18 protein-coding genes and 3 pseudogenes are annotated in these 20,393 nt (G+C 42.1%); all 21 read left to right on the top strand.

Going from position 1 to position 20,393, the window contains the following annotated elements:
- Positions 1 to 103, top strand: a pseudogene (locus BA70_RS21015) (hypothetical protein); the annotation flags it as partial.
- A 55-nt stretch (positions 104 to 158) separates the two neighbouring features.
- Positions 159 to 331 (top strand): annotated as a pseudogene (locus tag BA70_RS20065).
- A 203-nt stretch (positions 332 to 534) separates the two neighbouring features.
- On the top strand, positions 535 to 3,018 hold the full coding sequence (gene spoIIE / locus BA70_RS17865) for a stage II sporulation protein E (protein ID WP_034325064.1): 2,484 nt from the start codon (positions 535 to 537) through the stop codon (positions 3,016 to 3,018).
- A gap of 77 nt (positions 3,019 to 3,095) precedes the next feature.
- The gene (locus BA70_RS17860) at positions 3,096 to 3,833 is read left to right on the top strand and encodes a vWA domain-containing protein (RefSeq protein WP_034325063.1); all 738 of its coding nucleotides are present in this window, start codon (positions 3,096 to 3,098) and stop codon (positions 3,831 to 3,833) included.
- Positions 3,817 to 4,824: a protein kinase domain-containing protein gene (locus BA70_RS17855; RefSeq protein WP_078061765.1), complete on the top strand. Its 1,008-nt coding sequence runs from the start codon at positions 3,817 to 3,819 to the stop codon at positions 4,822 to 4,824. The genes BA70_RS17860 and BA70_RS17855 overlap by 17 nt, the downstream gene beginning before the upstream one ends.
- A gap of 96 nt (positions 4,825 to 4,920) precedes the next feature.
- Positions 4,921 to 6,343 (top strand): annotated as a pseudogene (gene tilS, locus BA70_RS17850) (tRNA lysidine(34) synthetase TilS).
- Positions 6,340 to 6,879, top strand: a complete 540-nt coding sequence (hpt, locus tag BA70_RS17845; protein ID WP_008357399.1) for a hypoxanthine phosphoribosyltransferase — start codon at positions 6,340 to 6,342, stop codon at positions 6,877 to 6,879. Before tilS ends, hpt begins: the two are co-directional and overlap by 4 nt.
- A 95-nt stretch (positions 6,880 to 6,974) precedes the next feature.
- A complete protein-coding gene (gene ftsH / locus BA70_RS17840; RefSeq protein WP_034325059.1) occupies positions 6,975 to 8,876 on the top strand; it encodes an ATP-dependent zinc metalloprotease FtsH in 1,902 nt (633 codons plus the stop codon).
- Between the two features lie 162 nt (positions 8,877 to 9,038).
- Positions 9,039 to 9,815: a type III pantothenate kinase gene (locus BA70_RS17835; protein ID WP_034325057.1), complete on the top strand. Its 777-nt coding sequence runs from the start codon at positions 9,039 to 9,041 to the stop codon at positions 9,813 to 9,815.
- A gap of 14 nt (positions 9,816 to 9,829) precedes the next feature.
- Positions 9,830 to 10,705 carry an Hsp33 family molecular chaperone HslO gene (gene hslO / locus BA70_RS17830; protein ID WP_034325056.1) on the top strand — a complete coding sequence of 292 codons (876 nt, stop codon included), beginning with the start codon at positions 9,830 to 9,832 and terminating at the stop codon, positions 10,703 to 10,705.
- Positions 10,706 to 10,751: 46 nt separating this feature from the next.
- The gene (locus BA70_RS17825; RefSeq protein ID WP_034325055.1) at positions 10,752 to 11,660 is read left to right on the top strand and encodes a peptidyl-prolyl cis-trans isomerase; all 909 of its coding nucleotides are present in this window, start codon (positions 10,752 to 10,754) and stop codon (positions 11,658 to 11,660) included.
- A gap of 77 nt (positions 11,661 to 11,737) precedes the next feature.
- Positions 11,738 to 12,661, top strand: coding sequence for a cysteine synthase A (gene cysK / locus BA70_RS17820; protein WP_034325054.1), 924 nt, complete (start codon positions 11,738 to 11,740; stop codon positions 12,659 to 12,661).
- Positions 12,662 to 12,785: 124 nt separating this feature from the next.
- Positions 12,786 to 14,204, top strand: coding sequence for an anthranilate synthase component I family protein (locus tag BA70_RS17815; protein WP_034325052.1), 1,419 nt, complete (start codon positions 12,786 to 12,788; stop codon positions 14,202 to 14,204).
- Between the two features lie 13 nt (positions 14,205 to 14,217).
- On the top strand, positions 14,218 to 14,811 hold the full coding sequence (gene pabA, locus BA70_RS17810) for an aminodeoxychorismate/anthranilate synthase component II (RefSeq protein ID WP_034325051.1): 594 nt from the start codon (positions 14,218 to 14,220) through the stop codon (positions 14,809 to 14,811).
- On the top strand, positions 14,808 to 15,656 hold the full coding sequence (gene pabC, locus BA70_RS17805) for an aminodeoxychorismate lyase (protein WP_034325050.1): 849 nt from the start codon (positions 14,808 to 14,810) through the stop codon (positions 15,654 to 15,656). The genes pabA and pabC overlap by 4 nt, the downstream gene beginning before the upstream one ends.
- 9 nt (positions 15,657 to 15,665) lie before the next feature.
- The gene (gene folP / locus BA70_RS17800) at positions 15,666 to 16,523 is read left to right on the top strand and encodes a dihydropteroate synthase (protein ID WP_034325049.1); all 858 of its coding nucleotides are present in this window, start codon (positions 15,666 to 15,668) and stop codon (positions 16,521 to 16,523) included.
- Complete coding sequence (gene folB, locus BA70_RS17795; protein ID WP_024425659.1) at positions 16,516 to 16,878, top strand: dihydroneopterin aldolase; 363 nt, start codon at positions 16,516 to 16,518, stop codon at positions 16,876 to 16,878. Before folP ends, folB begins: the two co-directional genes overlap by 8 nt.
- Positions 16,875 to 17,378, top strand: coding sequence for a 2-amino-4-hydroxy-6-hydroxymethyldihydropteridine diphosphokinase (gene folK, locus BA70_RS17790; RefSeq protein ID WP_034325047.1), 504 nt, complete (start codon positions 16,875 to 16,877; stop codon positions 17,376 to 17,378). Before folB ends, folK begins: the two co-directional genes overlap by 4 nt.
- Positions 17,330 to 17,563: a helix-turn-helix domain-containing protein gene (locus BA70_RS17785; protein WP_034325046.1), complete on the top strand. Its 234-nt coding sequence runs from the start codon at positions 17,330 to 17,332 to the stop codon at positions 17,561 to 17,563. Before folK ends, BA70_RS17785 begins: the two co-directional genes overlap by 49 nt.
- Complete coding sequence (gene dusB / locus BA70_RS17780; RefSeq protein ID WP_034325045.1) at positions 17,556 to 18,557, top strand: tRNA dihydrouridine synthase DusB; 1,002 nt, start codon at positions 17,556 to 17,558, stop codon at positions 18,555 to 18,557. Before BA70_RS17785 ends, dusB begins: the two co-directional genes overlap by 8 nt.
- A gap of 90 nt (positions 18,558 to 18,647) precedes the next feature.
- Positions 18,648 to 20,147 (top strand): lysine--tRNA ligase, encoded by a 1,500-nt coding sequence (gene lysS, locus BA70_RS17775; RefSeq protein WP_034325043.1) that lies wholly within the window; start codon positions 18,648 to 18,650, stop codon positions 20,145 to 20,147.
- The last annotated feature ends 246 nt before the right edge of the window (positions 20,148 to 20,393 follow it).

Below are 20,393 nucleotides of genomic sequence, written 5' to 3'. Positions count from 1 at the left end.
TCATGGGGAATGTGAAAAAATCATTGCTCCAATGCTCTCAGATATTTTAGAAGAACAAATTTTAGTAAAAGCAGAGCAGTGCGCAGAGCATCCAACAGGCTATTGTCCGGGGGTTCGATCCCCTCCGCCGCTATCCTTTTAAGTAGAACATCAAGCAAGGCCCGTTGGTCAAGCGGTTAAGATCATGGGGAATGTGAAAAAATCATTGCTCCAATGCTCTCAGATATTTTAGAAGAACAAATTTTAGTAAAAGCAGAGCAGTGCGCAGAGCATCCAACAGGCTATTGTCATGTTGTATTTGGTTCCACGGGTTCGAATCCCGTACGGGTCATCTTCGGAACAGCTTTCTATAGGAAAGCTGTTTTTTTGTGCCTTCGTAAAATTCTGATGAAAGAAATCGACTTTCATGAAAGTATGCCTCTTTGACGAATAAAGAGTCGAACGTTTTATGGAAACGACAACTTCTTTTGACAAAATTTCTTTTTCACCTTCGCTATAATGACAACCAACGAATACCAGGTGGGGGATGAGAAGATGGAAAAACTAGAAAGAAGAACTGATTTAACAGGAGTGGGGTTTGAAAGAATCAGTGCAGGTTTGAAAAAGATGAAAAACCTGTTTCTTCATCATACGCATTCTCTTTTTTTCTATAAAGGGTTTATTTATGTTGTTCTCGGTTTTTTATTAGGACGAGCCTTTATTTTATCTGAAATTATGCCGTTTGCTTTGCCTTTCTTTGGTTCCATGCTGCTCATTAAAAGAGATAAGGCGATGCTTGCTTGTCTTGCTTTACTCGCTGGGGCGATGACCATATCACCTCAAAACGCATTATTTGTCTTTGCGTCATTGATCATGTTTCTCCTCGTGTCAAAAGTTGTTTCTTTCATCATCAAAGATCCAGTGAAAACATTGCCGGTTGTGATTGTTCTTTCCATGTTAATTACCCGAGGAGCTTTTGTTTACCTAGAGCAAGGCGCTGTGCAAAGCTACGATTACGTCATGGCAGGCGTTGAAGCAGGACTTGCCTTCATATTGACATTGATTTTTCTTCAAAGCTTACCGATTTTTACAGTCAGGAAAATCAAACACTCCTTAAAGGTTGAAGAAATCATTTGTTTTATGATTTTAATTGCGTCAGTTTTAACAGGCTTAGCGGGCATTACCTTCCAAGGGATGCAAGCAGAGCATATTTTGTCACGTTATGTAGTGCTTACATTTGCGTTTATTGGCGGAGCCAGTATTGGTTGTACGGTGGGTGTCGTGACAGGCTTAATTCTCGGTCTCGCCAACATCGGTAATCTTTATCAGATGAGTCTTCTTGCCTTTTCAGGCTTATTAGGTGGGTTGTTAAAAGAGGGGAAGAAAGCAGGAGCGGCCATCGGTTTAATTGTGGGTTCCTTACTCATTTCATTGTACGGGGAAGGATCAGCAGGTCTTATAACCACGCTATATGAATCACTCATTGCTGTTGCACTGTTTTTGCTCACACCACATGCAGTGACCTCTAAGGTGGCAAAATATATCCCTGGTACGGCAGAGCATGTACAGGAACAACAGCAATATGCCCGTAAAGTACGAGATGTGACAGCAAAAAAAGTAGATCAATTCTCTAATGTATTTCATGCGCTGTCTGAGAGTTTTGCGACATTTTACGATTCCATTCCTGAAGAGAAGAAGCAGGAAGAGGATGTAGATCTTTTTTTAAGTACGATCACAGAACGATCCTGTCAAACGTGCTATAAGAAAAATAAATGCTGGGTGCAGAACTTTGATACAACCTATGAACTGATGAAACAAGTTATGCATGAATCGGATGAAAAAACGTATGAGCATAACCGGAAATTAAAAAAGAAATTTAGCCAGCACTGCTCAAAATCAAAACATGTCGAGGAATTGATCGAAGAGGAGATTGCTTACTACAAAGCAAATCAGACCCTTAAGAAAAAGGTCCAAGACAGCAGGCGCCTTGTGGCAGAACAGCTGATGGGCGTCTCACAAGTGATGGAGGATTTTTCCCGGGAAATAAAACGAGAAAGAGAACAGCATTTTATTCAGGAAGAGCAGATGATAGAAGCGCTTCAGCACTTTGGAATTGAAATTCAGCAAGTAGAGATCTATAGCTTGGAGCAGGGGAATGTCGACATAGAAATGAGAATTCCCTATTGCCAAGGTCATGGGGAATGTGAAAAAATCATTGCTCCAATGCTCTCAGATATTTTAGAAGAACAAATTTTAGTAAAAGCAGAGCAGTGCGCAGAGCATCCAACAGGCTATTGTCATGTTGTATTTGGTTCTGCAAAATCGTATCGAGTAACTACGGGCGTAGCGCATGCAGCGAAAGGCGGAGGCTTAGTATCTGGTGACAGCTACAGCATGATGGAGCTGGGTGCGGGTAAATATGCCGCAGCAATTAGTGATGGGATGGGAAATGGAGCAAGGGCTCATTTTGAAAGCAATGAAACGATTAAGCTGTTAGAAAAAATATTGGCGTCTGGTATCAATGAAAAAGTTGCGATCAAGACCATTAATAGTATTTTATCTTTACGGACGACTGATGAAATCTACTCAACATTAGATTTATCAATCATTGATTTACAGGATGCAAGCTGTAAGTTCCTAAAGATTGGTTCAACCCCTAGTTTTATTAAACGGGGTGATCAGGTGATGAAGGTACAAGCTAGCAACTTGCCGATTGGGATTATTGATGAGTTCGAAGTGGAAGTTGTGAGTGAACAGATGAAGGCAGGAGATCTGCTCATTATGATGAGCGATGGCATTTTTGAGGGACCAAAGCATATCGAAAATCATGATTTATGGGTGAAACGGAAAATGAAAAGCTTTAAAACAGAAGATCCGCAAGAGATTGCTGATTTATTAATGGAAGAGGTCATTCGAACAAGATCGGGTCAAATTGACGACGATATGACGGTTGTCGTCATTAGGCTCGACCACAACACGCCAAAATGGGCATCCATTCCGACTGGTACATTCTATCTTGAGAAACAAGAGATTTCTTAAAATATCGTATAATATGAATTTCTTCTGGCGATGATGGGGGATATAAGCATTCAGTTACAATCCCAGGAGGAATGAAGATGCGAAAAGGTCACGTAAACCAAATCTTATTGATTACAGATGGCTGCTCAAATCACGGGGAAGATCCACTTGCGATTGCCTCATTGGCAAAGGAACAAGGGATTACAGTCAATGTCATTGGCATTATGGAAGAAAACAGACATGATCATGAAGCGATGAAAGAAGTAGAGGGGATTGCTCTCGCAGGCGGAGGCATCCATCAGGTTGTCTACGTCCAGCAATTGTCTCAAACGGTACAAATGGTCACAAAAAAGGCGATGACACAAACATTGCAAGGTGTCGTAAATAAAGAATTGCAGCAAATACTCGGCAAAGATACAGAAATTGAAGAGCTTCCGCCTGATAAGCGTGGAGAAGTGATGGAAGTTGTCGATGAGTTAGGGGAGACTGTTCACCTTCAAGTGCTAGTGCTTGTTGATACAAGTGCAAGCATGAAACCGAAGCTACCGACTGTCAAAGAAGCACTCATCGATCTCTCCATTAGTTTAAATTCAAGAATTGGCGAAAATCAGTTTGGGATGTGTGTATTTCCCGGGAAAAACTCAGATGCAGAAATTGTGTTGAATTGGACGCCTCGATTCGATTCGTTATCATCTATTTTCCCAAAGCTGACCACTGGAGGAATTACTCCGACTGGACCAGCACTCCGAGAAGCACTCCAGCATTTTAAATCAGTTCGTTCACGTAAAGGGCTGCTTGAAGCAAAGGAAGAGCATGATGATGAATTCGGCTTCTAACATCCCGCTAGGCACGGTGATTAAAGGGAAATGGCACCACCATCATTACCGCATTGTAAAAGAGCTGGGAAAAGGGGCGAACGGCGTTGTCTATTTGGCCGAATCGCCAAACGGGCAAGTGGCCCTTAAAGTGAGTGATGACAGTATGCTCATTGCATCTGAAGTCAATGTATTAAAATCCTTTTCAAAGGCTCCTGTGAAAACCATGGGGCCTTCTTTTTATGATATGGATGATGCTATTTATCCTGACATGTCTCAAAAGCGTTCATTTTATGTGATGGAGTATGTCAGAGGCCCGCTGCTGCTCGAATTCGTTAAGCAAAAAGGTGATGAGTGGATCGTCGTCTTAATGATTCAGCTTTTGTCTAACTTGGCTCATTTACATAAGGAAGGCTGGATATTTGGGGACTTGAAGCCGGATAATCTCATCATTTCGGGTCCTCCAGCCACTATTCGATGTATCGATGTTGGAGGAACGACGAAGGCAGGTAGGGCAATCAAGGAGTATACCGAGTTTTTTGATCGAGGCTACTGGGGATTTGGTACAAGAAAGGCAGAACCATCTTATGATTTATTTGCTTTAAGTATGGTCATGGTGAACTGTGCGTATAAAAAAGAATTCAAAAAAGGGGCAGAACCAGACAAGCAGCTTTATCGAGCGATTGAAGGGCATCCTTTATTAAAGCGATATGAGCGTGTGTTGAAGGCAGCCCTTCAAGGTAAGTACCAATCAGCAGGAGATATGAAAAGTGCCATGCTGAAAGAAGGACAGCTGCATGCTTCAAGAAAAACACCTCAAAGGAAACAAGCACAAAAAAACAGGCCAAAGCCTGCTGTTAGTCAAAATCAACAGGTAATGTCACGATCGCGAGTTGCTGCGGGGAAAAGAACGCCAGTACGTAAAAAAGCAGGCGGGCTTTTTGAAACCATTCTCATCTTGTGCAGTGTACTCGCTCTTTACTGTGCATATGTGGTTTTATTCCTGCTGTAGAGCTGTAAAAAAGCAGGCTTCTTCTTTGCTTGGAGCTACTGAAAGTGATAGGATATGTATATCTTTAAATTACCTGCTCTTTGTGAGGAGGAAGTTGTGAATAGAATTGAATCTTTTTTGAAAAAACATGATGTTTTCCTTGAAAATACGACAGTCATTGTCGGGGTTTCCGGCGGACCGGATTCCATGCTCTTACTGCATGAACTAAACAAGCGTCGAAAAGGTTCCTTTCAGCTGATTGCAGCCCATGTAGATCACATGTTCAGAGGAGAAGAATCCTTTGCTGATTTGGCATTTGTTGAGGCTTACTGCAAGGAGCAAGAAATTCCTTTTGAATCGGCCCGTATACAGGTGACCCAATATGTAAAAGAAAATCGCTTAAACAAACAGGCAGCTGCAAGAGAGTGCAGATATGCTTTCTTTCGTCAATTGATGGAGCGGTATAACGCTCAATTTATAGCGCTTGCACATCATGGAGACGACCAAGTAGAAACAATGATGATGAGGCTGGCGAGAGGGACTGTTGGATTAGGACTCGCAGGTATTCAAGCAAAACGCCCTTTTCAAGAAGGGTGGCTGATTCGTCCGCTGATTGCATATTCTAAGGACGACGTGCTAAAAGCCTGTGAAAAAGAACATGTTCCCTATGTCATTGATCAAAGCAATCACACAGATGACTACTTGAGAAACCGGGTAAGAAGACACATTCTTCCCGTGTTAAAAGAAGAGGCGCCTCATGTACATGAAAGCTTTCAGTTTGTAAGTGAGATGCTGACTGAGGATGAGCAATACTTGCAGGCATTAACAAAGGAACAAATGAACCAAGTGATGATCAGTCACACGCCTAAGAACATCGAGATCAAAACGAAGCCTTTGCTTGACCTGCCTTTGCCTTTACAAAGAAGAGGCATTCAACTAATATTAAACTATCTTTATGAAAACACTCGATCAGCGTTTTCAAATCAGCATATTCTAGGGACTTTGGACTGGTTATCTCATACGGAACAACCATCTGGATCATTAGATTTGCCAAAGGGTTTACAAGCTGTCAAGTCTTATGATCACTGTATGTTTACCTTTGAACGATCGCTCGGATTAGATCAGTCCTATGCTCATCACTTAAAGGTTGAGCTGGGAGAGGAGCTTTTTCTCCCGAATGGACAGTCTATTGTGGTATCAAATCATGTTCCGAAGGATGCACGGAACGGAAACCATTTTTTCTTGCTTCAAAAAGATCATGTTCGTCTCCCTTTGATCATTCGCTCACGAAAAAATGGTGATCGAATTAAACTTAAAGGGATGAATGGATCAAAAAAGGTGAAGGATATATTTATTGATAAAAAAGTGCCTCTTGCAGAAAGAGACAGCTGGCCGATCGTCACTGACTCGGATCATCAAATCCTCTGGATCCCAGGTCTGAAAAAATCTGTTTTTGAAGAAATTGATATGACAAACAGCGATCTCATTGTATTACAATATAGACAGCACGAAAATTTGTAGGGGGCAAGCAAAAGCATGAAACAAGATATTGAAAAGATTTTGATCTCAGAAGAAGAGATCCAGCAAAAAGTGAAGGAACTGGGTGCAACATTAACCAGCGATTATGATGGTAAATTTCCCCTGGCTATTGGTGTTTTGAAAGGGGCTCTTCCATTCATGGCAGACCTGATCAAACACATTGATACATATTTAGAGCTTGATTTTATGGATGTATCTAGCTATGGCAAGTCTACCGTATCTTCTGGAGAAGTGAAGATCATTAAGGATCTAGATACTTCTGTTGAAGGAAGAGATATTCTAATTATGGAAGATATCATCGACAGTGGGTTAACTTTGAGTTATCTGGTAGAGCTTTTCCGATACCGTAAAGCAAACTCCATTAAAATTGTGACATTGCTTGATAAACCGAGCGGTCGCAAAGCAGACATCAAAGCAGATTATGTTGGATTTGAAGTGCCAGATGCATTTGTTGTCGGCTATGGATTGGATTTCGCTGAACGTTACCGAAACCTCCCGTATATTGGAGTGTTAAAACCATCTGTTTACGAAGGCTAATGAGCATACGTATACATGAGGTTATTGGTTGTATTGGAATGATTTTCTATGATACTATTGAACATAGTTGTGCTTACTGTGGGAGGAGGTAAGGAATGAATCGGGTTTTTCGTAATACGATTTTTTATATACTTATTTTATTACTTGTAATAGGGGTTGTTAGTTGGTTAGGATCCCCCAATCAAAAGCCTGAGAACATGTCTTACAGCAAATTTTCGCAAAATCTAAGTGCGGGAAAAGTGGAGAGTATCTCCATCCAGCCTGTAAGAGGGGTTTATGAAATTCGTGGTCAATTAGATGGCGCGAAGAAAGATGAATACTTCATTACCCATGTTCCAGATGGTCAAGGTGTTGACCAAATTTACAGTGCACTGAAGAATACAGATGTAAAAGTAGAACCAGCACCTGAGACAAATGGATGGTTGCAAGTTCTGACAACCATCATTCCGTTTATCATCATCTTTATTCTGTTCTTTTTCTTATTGAACCAAGCTCAGGGCGGCGGAAGCCGAGTCATGAACTTTGGTAAAAGTAAGGCAAAGCTTTACACAGAAGAGAAGAAGCGTGTGAAATTTAAAGATGTTGCCGGTGCGGATGAAGAAAAGCAAGAGCTTGTAGAAGTGGTAGAATTCCTGAAGGATCCGCGTAAATTTGCGGAGCTTGGCGCAAGAATCCCTAAAGGGGTTTTACTAGTAGGACCTCCAGGTACAGGTAAAACATTGCTTGCGAGAGCATCTGCAGGAGAAGCAGGCGTTCCTTTCTTCAGCATTAGTGGTTCTGACTTCGTCGAGATGTTCGTCGGTGTCGGTGCATCACGTGTACGTGATTTGTTCGAAAATGCGAAAAAGAATGCACCTTGCTTAATCTTTATTGATGAGATTGATGCAGTTGGTCGTCAGCGTGGAGCAGGTCTTGGCGGCGGTCATGATGAGCGCGAACAAACGCTTAACCAGCTTCTTGTTGAAATGGATGGTTTTAGTGCCAACGAAGGAATTATTATCATCGCTGCGACGAACCGTGCAGATATTTTAGACCCTGCATTGCTGCGTCCGGGACGTTTTGACCGTCAAATTACGGTGGATCGCCCAGATGTCATTGGCCGTGAAGAAGTACTGAAGGTTCATGCGAAAAACAAACCGCTTGATGATACAGTCAACTTGAAAGCCATTGCGAGCAGAACACCAGGGTTCTCTGGAGCAGATCTTGAGAACTTACTAAACGAAGCAGCGCTAGTTGCTGCTCGTCATAACAAAAAGAAAATCGATATGCGTGATATCGACGAAGCGACTGACCGTGTTATCGCTGGACCGGCGAAGAAAAGCCGCGTCATTTCGAAGAAAGAACGTAATATCGTGGCTTACCATGAAGCAGGTCATACTGTGATTGGACTTATCCTAGATGAAGCGGATATGGTGCATAAAGTAACAATCGTTCCTCGTGGTCAGGCAGGCGGATATGCGGTCATGCTTCCAAGAGAGGATCGTTATTTCCAAACGAAGCCAGAGCTTCTTGATAAAATTGTCGGCTTACTCGGCGGTCGTGTTGCAGAGGAAATTACGTTTGGTGAAGTAAGCACAGGCGCTCACAACGACTTCCAGCGTGCAACAGGCATTGCAAGAAAAATGGTTACTGAGTTCGGTATGTCTGATAAGCTTGGTCCGCTTCAGTTCGGTCAAGCACAAGGTGGTCAAGTGTTCCTTGGTCGTGATTTTAACAACGAGCCGAATTATAGTGAAGCCATTGCTTACGAGATTGACCAAGAAATTCAGCGTTTCATCAAGGACAGCTACGAACGTGCGAAACAAATTCTCACTGAGAACAAAGATAAGCTAGAAATTATCGCACAAGCCCTTCTAGAAGTTGAAACATTAGATGCTGAGCAAATTAAATCTCTTTACGAAACTGGAAAGCTTCCAGAGCGTATATACGCGGATGACGAAGAGAAAAACGATGATGTGAAAGTGAACATCAAGAAAAAAGAAGATGAGGAGATCTAATCTCCTTCTGTGAAAGCTGCCGGGATCACCGGCAGCTTTTTTTATTTCGATTCATGAATGGATCGGTTCCGAATTGTTTACAAATGGAACTAGATTCGTGTATGGTATGATAGAAAGTCGAAAAATGATCTTTTTGAGAAACTATTCAAAGTGGTGATGAAGTTGTTACTCGTGATAGATGTAGGAAACACAAATACCGTTTTAGGTGTTTATCATAACGGCGATCTAAATTACCATTGGCGAATTGAAACAAGCCGTCATAAAACAGAAGATGAATTTGGCATGTCTATCCGGTCTTTATTTGACTATGTAGGGCTAATGTTTGACCAAATAGAAGGTATTATCATCTCCTCTGTGGTTCCGCCAATGATGTTTGCACTTGAAAGAATGTGCGAAAAGTACTTTCACATTACACCCCAAATTGTAGGGCCTGGGATGAAGACCGGACTAAACATTATGTGCGACAATCCAAAGGAAGTCGGCGCTGATCGAATTGTCAATGCGGTGGCGGCCATTCATCTATATGGGGCGCCTCTCATTGTGGTAGACTTTGGAACAGCGACAACCTACTGCTATATCAATGAACAAAAACAATACATGGGTGGAGCCATTGCACCGGGTATTACCATCTCAACGGAGGCTTTATATACAAGAGCGGCTAAGCTGCCGAGAATTGAAATCGTCCGCCCGGATCACATCGTTGGAAAAAACACCATCAGTGCGATGCAATCAGGTATCCTTTATGGATATGTTGGACAAGTCGAGGGAATAGTGAAACGGATGAAGCAGCAAGCCAAACAAACACCGAAAGTCATTGCAACAGGCGGCTTGTCTACATTGATTGGAAATGAATCAGATTGTATTGATATTGTCGATCCGTTCTTAACATTAAAAGGACTCCAATTAATTTATGAACGTAATCGTGTCGGTGTACTATAGGAGGTTTAAATCAAATGGATTACTTAGTTAAAGCGTTAGCATATGACGGTAAAGTTCGCGCATATGCTGCAAACACAACAGATACAATCAACGAAGCACAAAGAAGACACCATACGTGGCCAACTGCCTCTGCAGCGATTGGGAGAACCATGACGGCTACAGTCATGATGGGAGCTATGCTCAAAGGCGAGAATAAGTTAACTGTCAAAATTGAAGGTGGTGGACCAATCGGAGCCATCATCGCTGATGGAAATGCAAAAGGTCACGTTCGCGGATATGTATCGAACCCACAAGTTCACTTTGACTTAAATGAACATGGCAAGCTGGATGTCAGACGTGCAGTTGGAACAACAGGAACATTAAGTGTTGTGAAAGATATTGGGCTGAAAGATCACTTTACAGGACAAACAGAAATCGTCTCAGGGGAAATTGGAGATGACTTCACGTATTATCTCGTCTCTTCTGAGCAAGTGCCTTCCTCTGTAGGCGTAGGTGTCCTTGTAAATCCAGACAACTCTATCCTTGCGGCAGGTGGTTTTATCATTCAATTGCTGCCTGGAACAGAAGATGCAGTCATTGAAAGACTAGAAAAACGTTTATCAACTATTGAACCGATATCTAAACTCATTGAAAAAGGAATGACACCAGAAGAAATTTTAGAAGAAGTTCTCGGTGAAAAACCTCAAATTTTAGAAACTGTACCTGTCGAATTCTCTTGTAACTGCTCAAAAGAACGGTTTGCTAATGGCATTATCAGCCTAGGAACAGCCGAAATTGAAGATATGATCGAACAAGACGGACAAGCAGAAGCTCAATGCCATTTTTGTAACGAAACGTATGTATTTACAAAAGAAGAGCTAGAAGAGCTACGTGAAGAAATAACCCGCTAAGCTCTCAGCAGCGGGTTTTCTTTTTAGCATGGAAAGGAGACGAAAGATGAGACTAAAAGCAAGAGTGGTATGGACATTTATCCTCGTTTTGCTCATGATCAATGCTGTTGTTATTGCATATGTACTAACAAAATCGCAAATGTCGCAGGCTTCCTCAAACGGGAAGAACAGTGAAGACATTGCGTCCATTGGAAAAGAGAAGGTTACGCGTCAAGAATGGTTAAAGAAGATGGAAGACCGCTACGGAAAGGCAACACTTGAACAAATGATCAATCAGAAGGTAGTCAATCAGCTTGCGAAGGAAAACAAGCTAGAGGTGTCTTCAAAAGAGATCAATCGTGAATTACTGATGATTAAAGCGGTTTCTAATAATTTCTACGAAGATGGTCATACAAGTGAAAAGGAATGGAAAGAGCAGATTCGTTATCAAATTTTATTAGAACAGCTCTTAACAAGAGATGCCGTTGTTTCTGAAAAAGAAGCCAAAGCCTTTTATGAAAAAAACAAGGACTTATATCAATATGATGATTCATACCGTATTCGTCATATCGTCGTGAAGACAAAGGACGAGGCTGAAAACGTGTTGAAAGATTTAAAAGGCGGATCTAGCTTCGAAGCCGTGGCAGCTGAACGCTCCATCGACCGCTACACCTCACCATACGGCGGAGATCTTGGTTTTGTGACAGAAGAGCAAGAGAGTATCCCAGCCTTATACATACAAGAAGCCCAAAAGCTTCAGCCAGATGAATGGACGAAAGAGCCGATTGAGACCAAAAACGGGTATGCCATCATCCAATTAAAAGAAAAATTAAATGGCCGCTCCTTCTCTTACGAAGAAGTCAAAGATCAGATCAAAAGACAGATCGCAATGGAAGATCTAGGTGAAAAGGCGAATGTCAAAACCCTGTGGAAAGAAGCAAAAGTCACATGGTTTTACGATGGAGAGCAGGACTAAAAGCATTGACAAAATTTTTTGAAATTGATAATTTAATATTAATACAATAAAATTACTCGGAGATAGAGGTGTTAGTGATGGCTCGTATTGCAAATTCAGTTTTTGAACTAATAGGAAATACACCAGTCGTTAAATTAAACCGTTTAGTAGAAGAAGACAGTGCGGATGTCTACTTGAAACTTGAATATATGAACCCAGGCAGCAGTGTGAAAGATCGTATTGCGTTAGCAATGATCGAAGATGCTGAAGCGAAAGGTACATTAAAAGCTGGCGACACACTTATTGAACCAACAAGCGGAAACACAGGAATCGGCCTTGCGATGGTAGCGGCAGCTAAAGGAATCAACGCCATTTTGGTTATGCCGGACACAATGAGTCAGGAACGCCGCAACCTTTTACGCGCTTATGGTGCAGAGCTTGTCTTAACACCAGGTGCAGAAGGAATGAAAGGCGCCATCAAAAAAGCAGAAGAATTGGCAGAAGAGCATGGTTACTTCATGCCTCAGCAATTTAACAACGAAGCCAATGCGGAGATTCACCGCCGTACAACTGGGAAAGAAATTCTTGAACAGTTTGATGGCGAGCTTGATGCGTTTATTGCAGGTGTTGGTACGGGCGGTACGATTACAGGAGCTGGTGAAGTCCTAAAAGAAGCCATCCCAACTATTCAGCTGTATGCGGTAGAGCCAACAGATTCTCCAGTATTATCAGGAGGAAAGCCAGGTCCGCATAAAATTCAAGGAATTGGAGCAGGGTTTGTCCCATCCATCTTGAATACGGAAGTATATGATGGCATTATCCAAGTGAAAAACGAAGATGCATTTGAGCTTGCAAGAAAGGCGGCAAAAGAGGAAGGTATCCTTGGTGGTATTTCTTCAGGAGCAGCCATTTACGCAGCTCTTCAAACAGCGAAGAAGCTTGGTAAAGGGAAGAAAGTGTTAGCGATCATCCCAAGTAATGGTGAGCGTTACCTCAGTACACCTCTTTATCAGTTCGATTAAACCATAAGCCCCAGCATTTGCTGGGGTTTTTTCATGAATTCTGAAGATGGAAAGCAAATACTATTTTCTAAATAAAATGGATTGCATTACAATAAGATTAATGAAAATGAAAAAGGATGATAACATGACACAACGAAGGCCGATTGGCATCAAAATTCCTTTTACGAAAGATGCATTCTTAAAAAGATACGAACAACTAGCTGCACGTGAAACTCACCATGTCCTTCTTGAAAGTGCACGCGGCGGAACATATAGCATTGCTGGAATTCACCCGATCGCTAAAGCGAAAGGGAAAGACGGGATAACAACCATCCATTATCAAGATGAGGTTTTGTTCAAAGAAGGCGATCCATTCAGAGCATTTGCTGATTGGTTTCAAACACTCCAAACCGAAACGAACGAGGAGTACCCTGATTTTCAAGGCGGAGCGATTGGGTTTTTAAGCTATGACTATGCGAGATATATCGAGCATTTTAAAATGCTGTCAATCGATGATCTCAAGACGCCTGACCTGTATTTCCTCGTGTTTAATGATGTCGCGGTCTTTGATCATGAAGAAAATATGCTATGGCTCATCACCCACACAGAGGGAGAGGAGCCTGTGAATGAAGCTCATCAAAGGCTTGAGGAATTGAAGCTAAGCTGGACAAGCTTTTCAGAAGAATCAACACACTCACCTGTCAGCGTATCTTCTTCAGAATTTGTGCCAGCTACGCCTTTTACTGAAGAAACCTTTGCGGAAGCAGTAGAGAAAATTAAGCAATATATCGCAAACGGGGATGTGTTCCAAGTGAACCTATCCATCAGACAAGATGAACAGCTTCAGACTCACCCATATGATTTTTACAAAACATTACGTCAAGTGAACCCATCTCCTTATATGTCTTATCTGCACACGCCAGATTTCCAGATTGTTTGTGGGTCTCCTGAGCTGCTTATTAAGAAAAAAGGCACTCAACTAGAAACAAGACCGATTGCTGGCACAAGGTCACGAGGCAAGGACGACGCTGAGGATCAAGCGCTGGCAAAAGAGCTCATTGAAAATGAAAAAGAGCGCGCGGAGCATGTGATGCTCGTGGATCTTGAGCGGAATGACCTTGGACGCGTGTCCACTTATGGCTCAGTAAGAGTGAACGAATTTATGGCGATTGAGAAATATTCACACGTGATGCACATTGTATCCAATGTACAAGGGGAGCTGCGTGCTGAATGTGATGCAGTAGATGTCATGCATGCTGTATTCCCGGGTGGAACGATCACAGGTGCTCCAAAAGTGAGAACGATGGAAATCATAGAAGAACTTGAGCCAACAAGACGTGGGCTTTATACTGGATCTATAGGCTGGTTTGGATTCAATCAAGATATGCATTTTAATATCGTCATTCGTACGGCGTACTGTACAGAAGGCAAAGCCTTTATGCAGTCAGGTGCTGGGATCGTCATCGATTCTGTACCAAAGCACGAATACAAAGAATCGATTAAAAAAGCCTATGCAGTAAAAAAAGCATTACAGCTGAGCGAAGAAGAGACTATTTTGAGTTAGAGGTGAGCAGAGTATGATATTAATGATTGATAATTATGATTCATTTACGTACAACCTGGTCCAGTATTTAGGTGAGCTTGGAGAAGAATTAATTGTGAAACGGAATGACCAAGTAACCATTCAAGAAATCGAGGAACTCAAGCCAGACTTTCTGATGATTTCTCCAGGACCATGCAGTCCTGATGAAGCGGGAATTAGTATGGAGGCGATCAAGCATTTTGCCGGAAAAATACCGATCTTCGGTGTGTGTTTAGGTCATCAATCCATCGCACAAGTCTTTGGTGGAGATGTGATTCGCGCAGAGCGGTTAATGCATGGTAAAACGTCAGAGATCGAACATGACGGCAAAGGTGTCTTCACTGGACTCCAAAATCCGCTCGTCGCAACGAGGTATCATTCATTAATTGTCAAAAACGAGACGCTGCCAGAGTGCTTTGTCGCAACAGCTAGCACTAAGGAAGGCGAGCTCATGGCCATTCGCCATAAAGAACTGCCAATTGAGAGTGTTCAGTTCCATCCTGAATCGATTATGACTTCCTTCGGAAAAGAAATGCTCAAGAATTTCATTGAAACCTATCGTACAAAGGGGCATGAAGTAAACGCATGATCATTTATCTGAACGGTCAGTATATAGAGGAGAAAGACGCGACTCTTTCTCCTTTTGATCATGGTTTTCTATATGGCATCGGTGTATTCGAAACATTTACCAGCCTGGCAGGACAAGTCTTCCTGTTAGATTGGCATCTTGAAAGGCTCAATCAATCGTTACGTGACCTTTGCATCGAATCCACAATAGAGAAACCATTTGTACTCGACATCATTCATACCTTACTGAATCAAAACCATATAACCGATGGTCATGCGAGGATTCGCTTCAATGTCTCTGCGGGCAGAGGCAATGGATTTTCTGCAGACCCTTATGAAGAGCCGATCATTTTTGTGATGATCTCTCCATTCCGGCCTGAGTCTCTATTAGATGAAAAGCAGGGAGTCATTCTTCATACGAGGAGAAACACACCAGAAGGTCCGAGACGGCTCAAGTCTCATCATTATATGAACAACCTGCTGGCTAAAAGAGAAGTAGGGAACGACCCATCGATAGAAGGCATCTTTTTAACAAAAGAAGATGATGTGGCAGAAGGAATTACCTCGAATGTATTTTGGCGAAAAGAAGATATGATCTATACACCGTCACTTGATACAGGTATTTTAAATGGGATAACCCGTCGATATTGTATAGAAACGCTTTGCGCTCTGCGGGTCTCGCTGATAGAAGGACGATACCCAGTCTCACATCTGCTCTCAGCTGATGAGGCATGGATGACCAATTCTGTACAGGGAATTGTGCCTTTCAGGCGTATAGGAGAAATCGCCTTGCCCAAAAATAACCGAACGATCTCAACAAAGTTGAGAACGCAATATACAAAAGAACGTCTAGAACATAAAGAGTAGGTGGACACAGTGACACAACAAGTGATAAAACAGCCTAAAATCATACAAGCCAAGCGCCACACCCTTAGTTATGAAGAAAAGACATTGGTCATGGGCATTTTAAATGTCACACCTGACTCTTTTTCAGATGGAGGAAAGTTTAATCAAATGGATAAAGCGCTGGCTCATGCAGCGCAGCTCATGGAAGACGGTGCGCATATCATCGACATTGGCGGAGAATCGACTCGTCCGGGAGCGGCACTTGTCTCAGAGCAAGAGGAACTTTCAAGAGTGATCCCTGTGATTGAGAAGATCACAAAAGAATTGGATGTGCCTATTTCCATTGATACGTATAAAGCCCATGTCGCAGACGAGGCGGTAAAAGCTGGAGCCTCCATCATTAATGATGTATGGGGAGCAAAAGCCGATCCTCAAATGGCACATGTAGCAGCGAAGCACGATGTGCCAATCATCTTAATGCACAATCGACCAGAGCGAAACTACACACATCTGATTCCAGATATGATTGCTGATTTGAAAGAAAGTGTTCAAATTGTCAAACAAGCGGGTGTCCGTGATGACATGATTGTATTAGATCCAGGTGTAGGATTTGCAAAAAATAAAACAGACAACCTGATGGTGATGAATGAACTTGAACATTTTTGCCGCCTCGGCTATCCGCTGCTTCTTGCTACATCTCGAAAACGATTCATCGGCGCTGTCTTAGATCTGCCACCTGAAGAACGTACAGAAGGAACGGGTGCCACGGTTTGCTTAGGGATTCAAAAGGGTAGTGCGATGGTCCGTGTGCATGATGTAAAAGAAATAGCAAGAATGGCAAAAATGATGGATGCCATGCTGAATAAGGGAGGCGCTTATCATCGATAAAGTATATGTAAACGGAATGGAATTTTACGGCTATCACGGAGTATTTGCAGAAGAGAATAAATTAGGACAGCGATTCCGTGTGGACTTAACAGCTTCACTTGATTTAAGCAAAGCAGGACAAACAGACGACCTAAACGAGACCATCAATTACGCAGAGCTCTACCAAATCTGCAAAAGCATTGTAGAAGGGGAGCCGGTTAACCTTGTTGAAACGCTGACAGAAAGAATTGCAAACCAAGTGTTAAAGGACTTTCCGACAGTTCAGGAATGTACAGTGAAGGTGATCAAGCCAGACCCGCCAATTCCAGGACACTATCAGTCCGTTGCAATTGAAATGACGAGATCACGCACATGAACAATACAGCATATATCGCTTTAGGTTCAAACATAGGTAAAAAGGAAACCTATTTAAAAGAAGCAGTCAAAAAACTGCACGAACACCCAGATGTTCAAGTGGAGTCAATCTCATCTATATATGAAACAACACCCGTAGGGTACGAGAACCAAGATGACTTTTTGAATATGGCCGTGAAGATTTCCACCTCGCTCCGTCCAGAGGAACTGCTCGCACTTACTCAGAAAATCGAACAAGAGTTAGGCAGAACAAGAGAAGTGAGATGGGGTCCGCGAACGGCTGACCTTGACATTTTACTTTATAATCGTGAAAATATTGAAACAGAACAACTTGTAGTGCCGCATCCTAGAATGTACGAACGTTTATTCGTTCTTGTTCCGATGAGTGAGATTTGCCCAGAAATCGGCGAAGTACAAATAAATGCCGTAACAGACCAAGAAGGTGTTAGCATATGGAAAAAGACATGTGGGGTAGAAGAATTCGTGCATACCGAAAGCTAAAAGGGTATACTCAGGAAGGGTTCGCCAAAAGACTGGGCATCTCTGTCTCTGTCTTAGGAGAAATTGAGCGAGGCAATCGATTACCAACAAACCAAATGGTTGGTCAAATAGCAGATGCTTTAAATATAACGGTGGAAGAACTTTCACCAATACTCGAGGAAGAAAGGAGGGGGAAAGATGTTTAAAATCGGAGATATCGAGATTAAAAACAAAGTGGTGCTCGCACCAATGGCCGGTGTATGTAACTCTGCCTTCAGACTCACAGTCAAGGAGTTTGGAGCGGGCTTAGTCTGCGCTGAAATGGTCAGTGACAAAGCGATCCTAATCAATAATGCCAGAACGATGGGAATGCTATACATTGATGAACGGGAAAAGCCTTTGAGTCTTCAGATATTTGGAGGAGAAAAGGACACACTCGTAGAAGCGGCAAAGTTTGTAGATCAGCATACAACGGCGGATATTATTGATATCAACATGGGCTGTCCTGTACCGAAGATTACAAAATGTGATGCAGGAGCGAAATGGCTGCTTGATCCAAACAAAATCTATGAAATGGTCTCCGCTGTTGTAGGAGCTGTAGATAAACCTGTTACGGTAAAAATGAGAATGGGCTGGGACGAAGACCATATCTTTGCTATTGAAAATGCCCGTGCTGTTGAACGAGCAGGTGGACAAGCAGTTGCACTTCACGGCCGGACCCGTGTGCAGATGTACGAAGGAACAGCGAATTGGGATATCATTAAAGAGGTAAAACAATCTGTTTCCATTCCTGTCATCGGAAATGGCGATGTCAAAACCCCTCAAGATGCAAAACGTATGCTTGATGAAACTGGTGTGGATGCTGTAATGATCGGAAGGGCCGCACTAGGTAACCCGTGGATGATTTATCGTACGGTTCATTATTTAGAAACGGGAGAACTGAAAGAAGAACCAAACGTGCGTGAAAAAATGACTGTGTGCAAACTTCACTTAGACAGACTCATTGACCTGAAAGGCGAACACGTGGCTGTCAGAGAAATGAGAAAGCATGCAGCATGGTATTTAAAAGGTGTCCGAGGCAACGCAGACGTTAGAAACCGAATCAATCAAAGTGAAACGAGAGCCGGGCTCGTACAAGTTCTTGATGACTTTACGATCGAAGCCGAGGCAAAAGAGCTTCAAAGTATAAAAGTAGGATAAGACTATCTTTCTTTTTGTAGCTCACTGCTAGTGCATGTACTGGCAGTTTTTCTGCTTTTCTCTGCAAAATACATTATTGGAGTGATATAAATGAGTAATGAAGGGCTTAATAACGAAGAATTAAATGACCAATTCCAAGTCAGACGCGACAAAATGAACAAAATGAGAGAAGAGGGTATCGATCCATTCGGTGAACGATATGACCGAACTCATCAATCTGCACAAATTATTGCAGAATATGACGAGTTTTCAAAAGAAGACTTAGAAGAAAAAGATGCCCAAGTGACAATCGCTGGCCGTATGATGACAAAGCGTGGAAAAGGAAAAGCTGGCTTTGCGCACATTCAAGATTTAGAAGGACAAATTCAAATCTATGTTCGTAAAGATAGTGTAGGAGAAGAAGCTTACGAATTATTCAAAAGCTCAGATCTAGGTGACATCATTGGTGTGATAGGAACAGTATTTAAAACGAATGTGGGAGAACTTTCAATTAAAGCGACAGGCTTTGAGGTTCTTACAAAAGCACTTCGCCCGCTTCCTGATAAATATCACGGACTAAAAGATGTGGAACAACGCTATCGTCAGCGCTACCTCGACCTGATTGTAAATCCAGAAAGTAAGCAGACGTTCATCATGCGAAGTAAAATCATTCAATCAATGAGAAGATACTTAGATTCTAAGGGATACTTAGAAGTTGAAACACCAACAATGCATAGCATCCCTGGTGGTGCATCAGCTCGTCCTTTCATTACTCATCACAATGCACTTGATATGCCGCTTTATATGCGTATTGCGATCGAGCTGCACTTAAAACGTCTCATTGTCGGTGGTCTAGAGAAAGTATACGAGATCGGCCGCGTATTCCGTAACGAAGGTGTATCTACTCGTCATAACCCAGAGTTCACAATGATCGAGCTATACGAAGCATACGCAGACTACAAAGACATCATGAACCTGACTGAAAATCTGATTGCTCATATTGCCCAAGAGGTACTAGGAACAACAACGATTCAATATGGAGAAGATGAAATTGATCTAAAACCTGAATGGAAGAGACTGCACATGGTTGAAGCAGTCAAAGAAGCCACAGGTGTAGACTTCTGGCAGGAGATGTCTGTAGAGGAAGCGAAACAGCATGCTGCTGATCACGGTATTGAAATTGCGAAAAACATGACAGTGGGTCATATTATCAATGAGTTCTTCGAGCAAAAAGTAGAAGAAACATTGGTTCAGCCTACTTTTATTTACGGACATCCAGTGGAGATTTCTCCATTAGCTAAGAAAAACCCAGAAGACCCTCGCTTCACAGATCGCTTTGAGCTATTTATCGTACGCCGTGAGCACGCAAATGCATTCACAGAGCTGAACGATCCAATCGATCAAAGAGAACGCTTCGAAGCTCAGTTAAAAGAACGTGAAGAAGGAAATGACGAAGCGCATCTAATGGATGACGATTTTGTTGAAGCATTAGAATATGGAATGCCGCCAACAGGTGGACTAGGAATCGGTATCGACCGATTGATCATGCTATTAACAAATTCTCCATCAATCAGAGATGTACTGCTTTTCCCACAAATGAGAAATCGTTAATATAACAATAAAAGCGCCGTTTTATGAATGGCGCTTTTTATTTTTCATAAAATAAAACTTTTTTTAAAAAAACTATTGCAAGAAGGATTTCAAGGTGGTATATTATTATTCGTTGCCGCAAAACAGCAGCGGGGTTAAAAAAAGAAATTGAAAAAAGTTCTTGACTTTAACCGACATGAAATGTTAAGATATTAAAGTCGCTTACAAGCGATAACGAAAATGATCTTTGAAAACTAAACAAGACAA

The sequence above is a fragment of the Bacillus zhangzhouensis genome (assembly GCF_000715205.1).
Classification (GTDB): Bacteria; Bacillota; Bacilli; order Bacillales; family Bacillaceae; genus Bacillus; species Bacillus zhangzhouensis.
Note: the sequence above shows the minus strand (reverse complement) of the source record. Positions and strands in the feature narration are given on the sequence as shown.

What these genes read in the sequence shown, in the direction of transcription:
- hpt (WP_008357399.1), top strand. Translation starts at nt 6,340, where the DNA reads ATGAAACAAGATATTGAAAAGATTTTGATCTCAGAAGAAGAGATCCAG.
- folK (WP_034325047.1), top strand. Translation starts at nt 16,875, where the DNA reads ATGAACAATACAGCATATATCGCTTTAGGTTCAAACATAGGTAAAAAG.
- lysS (WP_034325043.1), top strand. Translation starts at nt 18,648, where the DNA reads ATGAGTAATGAAGGGCTTAATAACGAAGAATTAAATGACCAATTCCAA.
- BA70_RS17860 (WP_034325063.1), top strand. Translation starts at nt 3,096, where the DNA reads ATGCGAAAAGGTCACGTAAACCAAATCTTATTGATTACAGATGGCTGC.
- BA70_RS17855 (WP_078061765.1), top strand. Translation starts at nt 3,817, where the DNA reads ATGAATTCGGCTTCTAACATCCCGCTAGGCACGGTGATTAAAGGGAAA.
- BA70_RS17825 (WP_034325055.1), top strand. Translation starts at nt 10,752, where the DNA reads ATGAGACTAAAAGCAAGAGTGGTATGGACATTTATCCTCGTTTTGCTC.
- hslO (WP_034325056.1), top strand. Translation starts at nt 9,830, where the DNA reads ATGGATTACTTAGTTAAAGCGTTAGCATATGACGGTAAAGTTCGCGCA.
- cysK (WP_034325054.1), top strand. Translation starts at nt 11,738, where the DNA reads ATGGCTCGTATTGCAAATTCAGTTTTTGAACTAATAGGAAATACACCA.
- ftsH (WP_034325059.1), top strand. Translation starts at nt 6,975, where the DNA reads ATGAATCGGGTTTTTCGTAATACGATTTTTTATATACTTATTTTATTA.
- spoIIE (WP_034325064.1), top strand. Translation starts at nt 535, where the DNA reads ATGGAAAAACTAGAAAGAAGAACTGATTTAACAGGAGTGGGGTTTGAA.
- pabC (WP_034325050.1), top strand. Translation starts at nt 14,808, where the DNA reads ATGATCATTTATCTGAACGGTCAGTATATAGAGGAGAAAGACGCGACT.
- BA70_RS17785 (WP_034325046.1), top strand. Translation starts at nt 17,330, where the DNA reads ATGGAAAAAGACATGTGGGGTAGAAGAATTCGTGCATACCGAAAGCTA.
- dusB (WP_034325045.1), top strand. Translation starts at nt 17,556, where the DNA reads ATGTTTAAAATCGGAGATATCGAGATTAAAAACAAAGTGGTGCTCGCA.
- pabA (WP_034325051.1), top strand. Translation starts at nt 14,218, where the DNA reads ATGATATTAATGATTGATAATTATGATTCATTTACGTACAACCTGGTC.
- BA70_RS17815 (WP_034325052.1), top strand. Translation starts at nt 12,786, where the DNA reads ATGACACAACGAAGGCCGATTGGCATCAAAATTCCTTTTACGAAAGAT.